Raw genomic sequence first — 12,809 nt, 5'->3', positions numbered from 1 at the left:
AAGGCTCGAATCGAGGCAGGGAGACGGTTGAATGCCCGGAACGCGTAGGCAAGTTGGAGCAACCGGGGCGCAAACCGTCACCATCAGTTTCGCCGGTTTCAACCGGGCCTGGGCGACGTGGATCGGGGACCGTCTGGAGCGGCGCGGGGTGACGGTCGTCCAGCAGCGCTGGGACCCCCCGGTGGAGGTTCCGCTGGAGGAGTCCCTGCGCGATCTGACGCTCTCCCGGGGCCGAGTCCTGGTGATCCTCAGCGACTGGTACTTCCAGCTCGGCCCCCGCAGCCACGACGAGTGGAACAGGGCACTGCGCGAGGTCGTCGCCCCCGACCCCGACCGCTTCACCGCCGTCTGCGTCACCACGTCCGCGTTGCCCGGCGCCACCGCGGCCCTCGGTGCGGCCGACCTGACCAACGTCGGCGCCGACGAGGCCGAGCGACGGCTCCTGGTGCGCCTGGGCCTGCCCACCGACCCGCTGCCCGAGCCCGTCGAGGCCAGGCAGGGGCCCCGCTATCCGGCCGACACCCCCGAGGTGTGGGGCGGGGTGCCGCGCCGCAACACCCGGTTCACCGGCCGCGAGGAGCTGCTCAGCAAGGCGTACCAGGCCCTCCAGGACGCCGGACCCGGCGCCGGGGTCGTAGCCCTGCACGGCATGTCCGGGGTGGGCAAGACCCAGCTGGCGGCGGAGTACGTCTACCGGTTCGGCTCCGAGTACGACGTCGTGTGGTGGGTGCCCGCCGACCGCCGCGCCCTCTACCGCCAGAAGCTCGCCGAACTCGCCCCCGAACTGGGCCTGTCCACGGGCGCCGAGTACGGCGAGCGGCTGCGGGCCGTCCGGGACGCGCTGCGCCGCGGCGAACCGCACTCCCACTGGCTCCTGGTCCTGGACGGCGCGGACGAGCCCGAACACATCTGGGACCTGGTACCGACCGGCCCCGGCCATGTGCTGATCACCTCCCGCAACCCGGAGTGGAGCGAGCACAACAGCAACCTCGTCGAGGTCCCGGTCTACGAACGCGACGAGTCCGTCGCCTTCATCCGCCGCCGGGCACCGCGCCTGACCCCGGACGACGCCGACCAGCTGGCCGAGGCACTCGAAGACCTCCCGCTCCTCCTCGACCAGACGGCGGGCTGGCTCAACGACTCCGACATGTCCGTCGAGGAGTACATCGAACTCCTCGAAGGCGGCATCGACCAGGACGTCGTCAAGGTCTCCGCCGACTTCCCGCTCGCCTTCCAGACCGCCTGGTCGATACTGCTGAACAAGCTCAAGGAAACCGTCCCGGAATCCGTCGACCTGCTGCGCCTGTGCAGCTTCTTCGCCCCCGGCTCCATCCCCGTGCGGCTGCTGAGGGAAATGCCTCCCGGCGAACTGCCGGAACAGCTCTCCGGCCTGATGAACGACCCGCTGCTGTGGAACAGGGCGATCGGCCAGCTCCGCCAGTACTCCGTGGTCCGCCTGGAGTCCCACGAGATGGCCGGCGAGGAGGCCTCGTCCGGCGAATCGCTCTACATGCACCGCATGGTCCATCAGATCGTCCGCAAGGACATGCCGGAACGCGACCGCCACGAGTTCATCGACGTGGTGCGCAGGGCCCTCGCCGCCGCCGACCCCGGCCGCCCCACCGACACCCGGCTGTGGCCCGCCTACGCCGAGATCACCCCGCATCTGAAGTGGGCCGACGTACTCAAGAGCACCGACCCGGCCGTGCACACCCTGGTGCTCAACTGCCTGCGCTACATGTACCTCTCCGGCGAGTACCGGGCCGGCATCAAGCTGGGCGAGCGCGCCATGAAGGCCTGGCGCGAACTCCTCGGCGAGGACCACCCGAGGGTCTGGGACCTCAGCTACAACTACGCGAACCTGCTGCGCGCCGTCGGCGACTACGCCGGCACCGAAGCCATCGAACGCGCCGCCGTCGACCACCTCCGCGCCGAGCGCGGCGCACAGGACCTGGAACACCTCCGCGCCGCCGGCGGCCTCGCCGCCGACCTGCGGGGCCTCGGCCGGTACGACGAGGCGCTGGAGATGTCCGGCTGGATCCTCGCGGCGTACCGCGAACTGCTGGGCGACCAGGACTCGCGCACGCTCAGCGCACAGAACAACCTGGCCATCTCGCTCCGGCTGCTCGGCAGATACGAAGAATCGCTGGAGTTGAACCGGCGGACGCTGGAGGCCAGGCGGCAGGTGTTGCGCCATCGCCACGGCTGGACGCTCTACTCCGAGATCAACTACGCCACCGACCTACGGCTCCTCGGCCGCTACAACGACGCCCTCTCGCTCCAGAACCAGAGCGTCCGGGTGCACCGGCTGGTCATGGGATCCGACAACCCGCAGACCCTGCGCGCCGAACACAATCTCGCGCTGTGCCAGTACCGCGCGGGCGAGCGAGCCAAGGCCGCGACGCTGTTCACCCGGGTTCTCGAACGGAGCGAGCGGGTGCTCGGCGAGAGCGACCCGCTGACGATGATGTTCGCGGCCAGCCAGAGCTTCTTCGCCCGTGAGCACGCCGACATCGACCAGGCCAGGGCCATAAGCGAGCAGGTGGTCGACGGCTATGTGGACATGCTCGGCGAGCAACACCCGTACGTGGCGGGAACCCGGGCGAACCACGCTCTGATCCTCCGCAACGTGGGTGAACGCGACCACGCGCACGCTCTGTTGGAGGAGGCGCTCGCCGACATGACGCGAGCCGTGGGCGAGCACCACCCCTGGACCCTGGGCTGCGCGGTGAATGCCTCGGCGCTGCGCAACCTGGTGGGCGACCCGGAATCCGCAGCCGCGCTGACGGACGCGATCATCGCCAGGGCCACCGAGGTCCTCGGCCGGACCCATCCGCTGACCCTCTCCGCCCGGATCGCACACGCCGCGGACCTGCGCGGCATCCGTGACCGCGAGCGTGCGGAGAAGGTCGAGCGGGAGGCATTGGGCGACCTGGTCACGACGCTGGGCGCCCAGCACGTCCACACGGTGTCGGCACGCTCCCGCAACCGTCCGTACTGGGACTTCGAACCACAGATCATCTGACGCGGGGCGCCCAGCCCGCGTGCCGAAGGGCCCGCCCCCGCGATCGTCTCGCGGGGGCGGGCCCTTCGGGTTGTGTACAGCGACCGGTCAGGCCTCGAAGACCTCGGCGACCAGCTGGGCCTGCTCGGCCTGGTGGCGCTTGGCCGAGCCGACCGCCGGGGACGAGCTGTGCGGACGCGAGATGCGGCGCAGGCGCTCACCGTGCGGGACGTCGGCGCCGACGGCCAGGTCCAGGTGGTCGATCAGGTTCAGGGCGATGAACGGCCAGGCGCCCTGGTTGGCCGGCTCCTCCTGGGTCCAGAGGTACTTCTCGGCGTTCGGGTACTTGGCGATCTCTGCCTGGAGCTCGGCACCCGGCAGCGGGTACAGGCGCTCCAGCCGGATGATCGCGGTGTCCGTGACGCCGCGCTTCGTGCGCTCGGCCTCCAGGTCGTAGTAGACCTTGCCGGCGCAGAAGACGACCTTGCGGACGTCGGCCGGGTTCACCGAGTCGTCGCCGATCACCGGGCGGAAGCCGCCGGTGGTGAACTCCTCCACCTTCGACGCGGCCGCCTTGAGGCGGAGCATCGACTTCGGGGTGAAGACGATCAGCGGCTTGTGGTGCGGGTTGTGCACCTGCCACCGCAGGAGGTGGAAGTAGTTCGACGGCAGGGTCGGCATGGCGACCGTCATGTTGTTCTGCGCGCACAGCGTGAGGAAGCGCTCCGGGCGGGCGGACGAGTGGTCCGGGCCCTGGCCCTCGTAGCCGTGCGGCAGCAGCAGCGTGACGCCGGAGGTCTGGCCCCACTTCTGCTCGGCCGAGGAGATGAACTCGTCGACGACGGTCTGCGCGCCGTTGACGAAGTCACCGAACTGGGCCTCCCAGACGACCAGCGACTCCGGACGGGCCAGCGAGTAGCCGTACTCGAAGCCCATCGCCGCGTACTCGCTGAGCAGCGAGTCGTAGACGTTGTAACGGGCCTGCTCGTCGGAGAGGTAGAGCAGCGGGGTGTGGTCCTCGCCGGTCACCTGGTCGACGAGGACCGCGTGCCGCTGGCCGAAGGTGCCGCGGCGGGTGTCCTGGCCGGCGAGCCGGACCGGGGTGCCCTCCATCAGCAGCGAACCGATGGCCAGGGTCTCGCCCATGCCCCAGTCGATCGTGCCGTTCTCCACCGAGGCCGCGCGGCGCTGCATCTGCGGCATCAGGCGGGGGTGGACGGTGATCCGGTCGGGGATGTTGACCTGGGACTCCGCGATGACCTTGACGATCTCCGGGGAGATCGCGGTGGTCACGGCGACCGGGAACTCGGGCTGGACCTCGGGGGTGTGCGCCGGGGCCGGCAGCGAGGTGGCCTCGCGGACCTCCGCGAAGACCTTCTCCAGCTGGCCCTGGAAGTCCTGGAGTGCCTGCTCCGCCTCTTCCAGCGTGATGTCGCCGCGACCGATGAGGGACTCGGTGTAGAGCTTGCGCACCGAGCGCTTCTTGTCGATCAGGGTGTACATCTGCGGGTTGGTGAACTCCGGGTTGTCGCCCTCGTTGTGACCGCGGCGGCGGTAGCAGATGAGGTCGATCACGACGTCCTTGTTGAACGCCTGTCGGAACTCGAAGGCGAGCCGCGCGACGCGGACGACGGCCTCGGGGTCGTCGCCGTTGACGTGGATGATCGGCGCCTCGATCATGCGCGCCACGTCGGTGGCGTACATCGAGGAGCGCGAGGACTCCGGGGCGGCGGTGAAGCCGACCTGGTTGTTGATCACCACGTGCACGGTGCCGCCGGTGCGGTAGCCGCGCAGCTGCGACATGTTGAGCGTCTCGGCGACGACGCCCTGGCCCGCGAAGGCCGCGTCGCCGTGAAGCGCGACGGGCAGGACCGTGAAGTCCGTGCCGCCCTTGTTGATGATGTCCTGCTTGGCGCGGGCGATGCCCTCCAGGACCGGGTCGACCGCCTCCAGGTGCGAGGGGTTGGCGGCCAGCGAGACCTTGATCTGCTCGCCGTCCAGACCGGTGAAGGTGCCCTCGGCGCCCAGGTGGTACTTGACGTCGCCGGAGCCGTGCATCGACCGGGGGTCGAGGTTGCCCTCGAACTCGCGGAAGATCTGCGCGTACGACTTGCCGACGATGTTCGCCAGAACGTTCAGCCGGCCGCGGTGGGCCATGCCGATGACGACCTCGTCGAGGCGGGCCTCGGCGGCGGAGTCGATGACCGCGTCGAGCAGCGGGATGACGGACTCGCCGCCCTCCAGCGAGAACCGCTTCTGGCCGACGTACTTGGTCTGCAGGAACGTCTCGAACGCCTCGGCTGCGTTCAGCCGGCGCAGGATGCGCAGCTGCTCCTCGCGCTCGGGCTGCTGGGCGCGCGGGCGCTCCACCCGGTCCTGGAGCCACTTGCGCTGCTTCGGGTCCTGGATGTGCATGAACTCGATGCCGGTGGTGCGGCAGTACGACTCGCGCAGCACACCGAGGATGTCGCGGAGCTTCATCATCGACTTGCCGGCGAAACCGCCGACCGCGAAGTCCCGCTCCAGGTCCCACAGGGTGAGGCCGTGCTCGGTGATGTCCAGGTCGGGGTGCTTGCGCTGGCGGTACTCCAGCGGGTCGGTGTCGGCCATGACGTGGCCGCGGACCCGGTAGGAGTGGATCAGCTCGAAGACCCGCGCGGCCTTGGTCACGTCGTTGTCGTGCGAGGCGTCGATGTCCGTGAGCCAGCGGACCGGCTCGTACGGGATGCGCAGCGACTTGAAGATCTCGTCGTAGAACTCGTTCTCGCCGAGCAGGAGCTGGGCGACGATCCGCAGGAACTCGCCGGAGGCGGCGCCCTGGATGACCCGGTGGTCGTACGTCGAGGTCAGCGTCATGACCTTGGAGATGCCCAGCTTGTTCAGGGTGTCCTGCGAGGTGCCCTGGAACTCGGCCGGGTAGTCCATCGCACCGACACCCATGATGAGGCCCTGTCCGGGCATCAGGCGGGGCACCGAGTGGACGGTGCCGATGCCGCCGGGGTTGGTCAGCGAGGCGGTGACCCCGGTGAAGTCGTCCATGCCGAGCTTGCCGTTGCGGGCGCGGCGGACGATGTCCTCGTAGGCCTGCCAGAACTCGAAGAAGTTGAGCGTCTCGGCCTTCTTGATGGCCGCGACGACCAGCTGGCGGTCGCCGTTCGGCTTCACCAGGTCGATGGCGAGACCGAGGTTGACGTGCTCCGGCTTGACCAGGGTCGGCTTGCCGTCCTTCAGCGCGAAGGAGTGGTTCATCGCCGGCATGGCCTTGAGGGCCTGCACCATCGCGTACCCGATGAGGTGCGTGAAGGAGATCTTCCCGCCCCGGGCGCGCTTGAGGTGGTTGTTGATGACGATGCGGTTGTCGAAGAGCAGCTTCACCGGGACGGCGCGGACGGACGTGGCCGTCGGCAGCTCCAGCGAGGCGTTCATGTTCTTCGCGACGGCGGCCGACGGGCCACGCAGCGTCACGTACTCCGGGCCGGCCGCGGCCTCGGTGGCCGGCGCTGCCGCGGCCTTGGCCGGGGCGGGGGCGGCGGCCTGTGCGGCCGGAGCCGGGGCGGCGGCCTTCGCCGGGGCTGCCGGAGCAGCGGCGGCGGGGGCGGCCTGTGCGGGCGCCGGAGCCGCGGGAGCCGGGGCGGGTGCGGCCGGAGCCGGGGCCTGCGCCGGGGTGGCCTGTGCGGGCGCGGCCGGGGCCGGGGTCACCGCAGCCCCTGTGGCCGGGGCGCCGGGAACGGGCTTGTCCGCCGTGCCGGAGGTACCCGGCTTGTAGTCGGCGAAGAAGTCCCACCAGGCACGATCGACCGAATTGGGATCCTGGAGGTACTGCTGGTAGATCTCGTCGACGAGCCACTCATTGGGCCCGAAAGCAGCAGCCGGGTTCGAACCCGGGCTGGCTTGGTCGGTCGAGATGCTCGAGTTACTGGGGGACTGAGACGACACGGCGGCAACCGCCCTCTTCCGCTTCACAAGGTGATGGACAGCGGAAATCAAGGCTACGCCTCCCCAGCCGTTCCACGCAGGCCGGGCCGGTCTTCGTCGCGCAAGTCACATTGGAAGGCGGGTTTCGGTGCAGGAATTGGCGGGAAACATGCACGGTTCCGCTTCGCTTTGGGTACGCGGCATCGCGGCTACGGCCCCTTGGGCCGTACCCCCTTGAACGGAACACGTAGAACGTGCCCTTCCGGTTCGAACCCTATGTCAACCTCGCGGTTGAGGGACCCCCGGAAGAGTGACCTGGATGCGGCAGCCGCGAACGGATTCGGCCACACCGATGCGTCCGCCGTGCAGATCCACCGCCCAGCGGGCGATCGCCAGGCCCAGGCCCGTACCGCCGTCGCTGCCCGGCCCGTGCGGGGAGGGCACCTCGCCGCGGTTGAAGCGCTCGAAGACCCGGTACCGCTCGGACTCCGGAATGCCCGGCCCCTCGTCCAGGACCTCCAGCGTCAGGGACTCCGGTCCGGGCCCGCGCCGGGCCAGCACGGTGACCCGGCCGTGCGGCGGGCTGTGCTTGACGGCGTTGTCGATCAGATTGGCCACCACCTGGTGCAGGCGTTCCGCGTCCGCGTGCGCGGTCAGCTCGGGCGGCGACACGTCCAGATGCAGATGCACGTCCTTGCGCATGTGGTTCCCGGAACCGGACGACAGCCGGCGGTGCGAGGCGGCGAGGTTCGCCTCCTTCAGCACGCCCGACAGATACGGCCACACCTCGAAACGGCGGGCCTTGAGCGTGACCACGCCGTTGTCCAGGCGGGACAGGTCCAGCAGCGTCTCCACCAGCCTGCCGAGCCGCTCGGTCTGCTTCAGCGCGGTACGCATCGTCTCGGGATCGGCCGAGGACACCCCGTCCACGACGTTCTCCAGCACGGCTCTCAGCGCCGCGATGGGTGTGCGCAGCTCGTGCGAGACATTCGCCACCAGCTCCTTGCGATGCCGGTCCACGGCCTCCAGATCGTCCGCCATGCGGTTGATCGTCTGGGCCAGGTCGCCGAGTTCGTCGCGCCGGTCGGCGCCGCTCACCCGTCTGGTGTAGTCGCCGTGCGAGATGGACCGGGCCACGGTGGTCATCTCGTCCAGCGGCGAGGTCAGACCGTGCGCCACGAACTGGGTGATCAGCAGGGTCGCGATCACCGAGAACACCGTGATGAACCGCAGCTCGGTCCTGGTGCGCACGGCCACCATCAGCAGGCCGGTGGTGATGAAGACCGAGACCACGACGAGCGTGCTCATCTTGGCCTTGATCGAGAAAGGACGCAGTCCGGAACCGGGCCGGGTCATGGAGCCGGGGTCTCCAGGGCGTAGCCCACACCGTGCACGGTGCGGATCCGTTCCGCGCCGATCTTCCGGCGCAGCGCCTTGATGTGGCTGTCGACCGTACGGGTGCCGGAGGCGTCCGCCCAGTCCCAGACCTCGGCCAGCAACTGCTCCCGGGAGAGCACCGCACGCGGCGTATTGGCCAGACAGACCAGCAGGTCGAACTCGGTCGGCGTGAGGTGGACGTCGTCGGCGCGCACCCTGACCCGGCGCTGCGCGTGATCGATCTCCAGCTCGCCGAGGCGCAGGATCCCGCTGCGCGGCGTCACCGCGGCCAGCGCCGCGCGCTCGACCCGGCGCAGCAGGACATGGACCCGGGCCGCCAGCTCGCGCATCGAGAACGGCTTGGTCATGTAGTCGTCGGCGCCGACCCCGAGGCCGACCAGCATGTCCGTCTCGTCGTCCCGGGCGGTCAGCATCAGCACCGGCACCGGCCGCTGGGCCTGCACGCGGCGGCAGACCTCCAGGCCGTCGAAGCCGGGAAGCATGATGTCGAGCACCATCAGATCGGGTTGCCACGCCTCGGCCGCGTCCACCGCCGCCGGGCCGTCGAGTGCGGTCTGCACCAGAAAGCCCTCGGCCCGCAGCCGGGCGGAAATGGCATCGACGATCGTGGGGTCGTCCTCGACCACCAGCACCCGGCGCTGCGCGCCAGGGGTGGCCGCGACGCCGTTGTGGGTGGTGTGTGTCTGTTCCATCGCCCCGCCCCTGCCCCGTTCTCACGGGGGCCATTCCCCCGGACGCACGGTCTTCGCTTGTGGATTTCGTGGGTGATCCCGTTACCGGTCAGCAGCGTAAAGGCAGCGGACTGCTCTCGGCTACGCAGGGTGTAACGCCTCGGGTGCGAGGAAGTGGCGGAGTGTCTGTCTTGTGACGCTTGGCCCCCGGGCTTCCGGGGCCGGTGATACCCGATGGGGGATCTCAGTCTGTCCGAAGTGCGAGATGCACCACGTCGGGCACACCTCGGGCAACATTGACCTCTTCGGTTCTTACCCCATCGAATCCGGCATTCCGCAGGGCCTGTTCGAAGTCGGCGGACGGCTGTGCGGACCACACTGCGAGAACGCCGCCCGGTGTCAGCCGCTCCCGGCAGTCCGCTAGACCGGCGGGGGAGTAGAGGCTCGTGTTGTCCTCGGTGACGGTCCAGTCCGGCCCGTTGTCGATGTCCAGACACAGGGCGTCGTAACGGTCCGTAGTCGTTCTCAGGTACTCGACGAGATCCGTCGTCAGGATCCCGGTCCGCGGATCGGCGAGCGCCGTACCGGAGATCGCGGCCAGCGGCCCCTCCAGGTGCCAGTCCACGATCGCCTGCTCGCGCTCGGCGACGACGATCCGGCCCCACCGCGGCTCGGCGGCGGCCCGGACGAGCGAGAAGCCGACGCCGAGACCCCCGATGAGCACCGACGGGGCCGGCCGGCCGGTGGGCAGGGCGGCCAGCGCCGCGTCGATCAGCAGCCGCTCGGAGCGTCCGTCCGAGGTGTCCATCAGGAAACACCCGTTGGCGATGATCTCGAAGTCGTCGCCCCGCTCCCGCAGGACGACCTCGCCGTGCGGGCCTTCGCGGCGGTCGAGCGTGACGGGGGCGAGAGCGTCGGGGTGGTGGATATCGGGCATGGTGCGGGTCTCCGGTGGATGGCGGACAAGGGTCCCCGCCATCCTGTCCGGTCGGCGCGGCCGGAGGCCAGTGGATTGCCGGATCCGGCCGAGGAGTCACCCGCCGCCGGGGCTACCCGCGCTCCGGGCGCGGGCCACGCACCGTGAGGAACACCGCCCCGGCCACATACGCCGCCCCGGCCACCGCCCACGCAGCGACCTGCGGGCCCGGCTGCATCGGCCACGCCCACACCGCCGCCGCGCCGCCCGGGGTGCGGGGCGCCGCCAGGTAGACGGCGCCGCCGTAGACCGTCATCGGCAGCCAGCTCAGCCGGGCACCGAGCAGGGCGACGGAGGCGGCGGCCACCCCGGTCGCGCCGAGCACGTTGCGCACCATGGCCGGTACGCCGAACTCCTCCGGGTGCCCCGGGACCGCCGCCGCGAGCACTCCGGCCGTCAGCACGGTCAGCGCCAGCAGATGCAGCAGCCGGCGCGGCCACCAGCGGCCCACGGCGGTCCGGTCCAGCTCGTCGGAGTGCGAGTGCAGGCTGGTGCCGATCGCCGAGGAGGCGAGCAGCGGGGCCAGTACGACGACCGGGACACGGGCGGTGTGGTCGAAGTACGGCTGGCTCTGCAGCCAGTGGGCGGCCCAGGCGGCGACGAGGGCGACGCAGGCCAGGGTGGCGGTGGTGAGGGGGAGGGCGCGGGAGCGGAGGTAGAGGAGGGGGAGAGCGGCGCGGGCCGGCTGAGCGCTCACAGGGCCGGCACCTCCGCGGGCTCGCAGCTCTTCAGGGTGGCCAGGAAGCGGCCGAGCCAGGCCCTGCGGTCGGCGTCCGGCATGGTCGTGAGGCGGGTGACGAGGGGGCGGGCGGCCGGGTCCCACGGGGAGTCGTCGCCGGCCAGCCAGGTGCGTACCGCGTCGTCCGTGAGATGCACTCGCTCGGCCACCTTGCGGTCGCTCGTTCTCAAGCCGTCCGGACAGTCGCGGTCCACCAGGGTCAGGGCGGTTTCCGAGGCGTACGTCTGAGGGGCGGTCAGCTTGTTCCGCGTGATGCCCCAGCCGCGCATGACGTGGGCGAGCGCGGCTTCGCCGGCCTTCGGATCGGACTCCGAGTCCACGTATCTGACCGGTGCGCCCGGGACCCCCTCCAACCGCGAGAACATGCCGGCCAGGGCCGCGGAGGCGCTGGGCAGCACCGGGGCGTCGGACGCCTTCACACAGATCTGCGGCGTACCGGCTGCGGGTGCCGAGCAGACCCTGCGCGCCACGGCCGGATCGTCCCGGAACAGGTTCTCGCCCGTCGGCGCGATCACCGCCCCCGCCGCGACCGCCAGCACGAGCGGTACGACGGCCAGCAGGCGCCGCCGGGCGGCGTACGCGAGCAGCGCGGTGGCGGCGATGCCGCCCGTCCAGGCCAGCAGGGCCGGCGCGAACCACCACACCGGGACGGACCCTTCGAACGCGTACGGCCCGGCGGGGTTCAGGAACCGGGCGTCCGACTCCACATAGCTCGGGGCCCCCAGGAGCACGTAGAGAACGGCCGCGAGCACCGGGGCGGTCAGCCGCCACCGCACCAGCCGTCCGGCCACGAAGCCGACGAAGCCGATGGACAGCAGGGAACCGAGATCCGTGACGACGACCGAGAGGGACGGACCGCCTGCCCCGGTGTACGGAGCCGTGGCCGCGAACACCAGGCCCAGCGCGAGCAGGTACCCGGCCGTCGCCCACAGCAAGATCGGCGTCGCGGCCGTCATCACCTGCGCGAGCCGGCTGCGGGGGACCGAGAGCAGCAGTTCGGCGGTGCGGCGGCGGTGCTCCCGGCCGCCCTGCCAGCAGGTGGCCGCTGCGACGAGCGGGCCGCCGAGCAGCGTCGCCGCCGCGTGCAGTTCGGTCTGGGTCGCGCCCCAGCTCCCCTGCCACTGGGCAGCCTTGCTCCACAGCGGAACGAGGAGGGTGAGCGCGACGGCGAGACCGGTCCAGGGGGCGATCCCGCGCCGGAGTTCGGTCCGCAGGGTGCTGCGCAGGGCGGTGCGGGCCGGGGCCCTCCCGGACGGGGGCTTCCCGGCCGCGGTCTTCACGGACGTGGCGGAGGCTGTCATCGGTTCGCCACCGCCGCCCGGTGCGCCCGCAGCGCGGCGGTGTAGCCGCGCTCGATCGGGTTGCCGTCCGGCCGCTCCGCTCCGCCGTCCGCGGTGCCGCCGAGCTCCGTCAGCTCCCGCGTCGTACCCCGGTACGCGATCCGGCCCGCCTCGATCAGCGTGACATCGGTGCAGGCCGCGGCGACATCCTCGACCAGGTGGGTCGAGACGATCACGGTGGTGGTGCGGCCCAGCTCCCGTATCAGCGCCCGGAAATCGACCCGTTGCTCCGGGTCCAGACCGGCAGTGGGCTCGTCGAGCAGCAGCAGGTCCGGATCGTTGACGATCGCCTGGGCGATGCCGACGCGCCGCACCATGCCGCCCGACAGGGTCTTCACCCGTGAGTCGATCCGGTCCGCCAGACCCACCCGGTCCACCGCGCGTTCCACGGCCGCCGGGACCGCCGCCGCGTCCATCTCCTTGAGCCAGGCCACATAGGAGACGAACTCGCGGACCGTGAAGCCCGGGTAGTAGCCGAACTCCTGCGGCAGATAGCCGAGCCTGCGCCGGACCGCCGCCCGGCTGCGATGGTCCGACTCGGAGCCGACCTCGCTGCCGAGCAGTTCCACCCGGCCGCCGGAGGGCGCGGCGACGGTGGCGAGCACCCGGATCAGCGAGGTCTTGCCCGCCCCGTTCGGACCGAGCAGCCCGTGCACGCCGGGCGCGAAGTCCAGATCGACGGCGTCCAGCGCGGTCGTCCTGCGGTGCCGGACGGTCAGCGCCCTGACCTCGACCGTGTTCACGGCCTCGATACCGCTCATGCGTT

The 12,809-nt window shown here is 70.9% G+C and carries 8 protein-coding genes; 1 reads left to right on the top strand and 7 read right to left on the bottom strand.

Going from position 1 to position 12,809, the window contains the following annotated elements:
- The first annotated feature begins 31 nt into the window (after positions 1 to 31).
- Entirely contained in the window at positions 32 to 3,025 is a 2,994-nt protein-coding gene (gene fxsT / locus OG611_RS00540) for an FxSxx-COOH system tetratricopeptide repeat protein (RefSeq protein WP_266414393.1), read from the top strand.
- Positions 3,026 to 3,112: 87 nt separating this feature from the next.
- Here fxsT and OG611_RS00535 read toward each other — a convergent pair whose 3' ends face one another.
- The 7 genes from OG611_RS00535 to OG611_RS00505 form a co-directional block, all read right to left on the bottom strand.
- Positions 3,113 to 6,940: a multifunctional oxoglutarate decarboxylase/oxoglutarate dehydrogenase thiamine pyrophosphate-binding subunit/dihydrolipoyllysine-residue succinyltransferase subunit gene (locus OG611_RS00535; RefSeq protein WP_266414391.1), complete on the bottom strand. Its 3,828-nt coding sequence runs from the start codon at positions 6,938 to 6,940 to the stop codon at positions 3,113 to 3,115.
- A 258-nt stretch (positions 6,941 to 7,198) separates the two neighbouring features.
- Positions 7,199 to 8,275 (bottom strand): ATP-binding protein, encoded by a 1,077-nt coding sequence (locus tag OG611_RS00530; protein WP_266414390.1) that lies wholly within the window; start codon positions 8,273 to 8,275, stop codon positions 7,199 to 7,201.
- Entirely contained in the window at positions 8,272 to 9,009 is a 738-nt protein-coding gene (locus tag OG611_RS00525) for a response regulator transcription factor (protein ID WP_056794186.1), read from the bottom strand. Before OG611_RS00525 ends, OG611_RS00530 begins: the two co-directional genes overlap by 4 nt.
- A 223-nt stretch (positions 9,010 to 9,232) precedes the next feature.
- On the bottom strand, positions 9,233 to 9,925 hold the full coding sequence (locus OG611_RS00520; protein WP_266414384.1) for a spermidine synthase: 693 nt from the start codon (positions 9,923 to 9,925) through the stop codon (positions 9,233 to 9,235).
- 112 nt (positions 9,926 to 10,037) lie between these two features.
- Positions 10,038 to 10,661: a hypothetical protein gene (locus tag OG611_RS00515; RefSeq protein WP_266414382.1), complete on the bottom strand. Its 624-nt coding sequence runs from the start codon at positions 10,659 to 10,661 to the stop codon at positions 10,038 to 10,040.
- Positions 10,658 to 12,004, bottom strand: coding sequence for a hypothetical protein (locus OG611_RS00510; RefSeq protein WP_266414381.1), 1,347 nt, complete (start codon positions 12,002 to 12,004; stop codon positions 10,658 to 10,660). The genes OG611_RS00515 and OG611_RS00510 overlap by 4 nt, the downstream gene beginning before the upstream one ends.
- Complete coding sequence (locus OG611_RS00505) at positions 12,001 to 12,804, bottom strand: ABC transporter ATP-binding protein (protein ID WP_266414379.1); 804 nt, start codon at positions 12,802 to 12,804, stop codon at positions 12,001 to 12,003. The genes OG611_RS00510 and OG611_RS00505 overlap by 4 nt, the downstream gene beginning before the upstream one ends.
- Positions 12,805 to 12,809 lie beyond the last annotated feature (5 nt).

The sequence above is a fragment of the Streptomyces sp. NBC_01363 genome (genome assembly GCF_026340595.1).
Classification (GTDB): Bacteria; Actinomycetota; Actinomycetes; order Streptomycetales; family Streptomycetaceae; genus Streptomyces.
The sequence above is the reverse complement of the archived record's forward strand: the minus strand, read 5'-3'. Positions and strand labels throughout refer to the sequence as shown.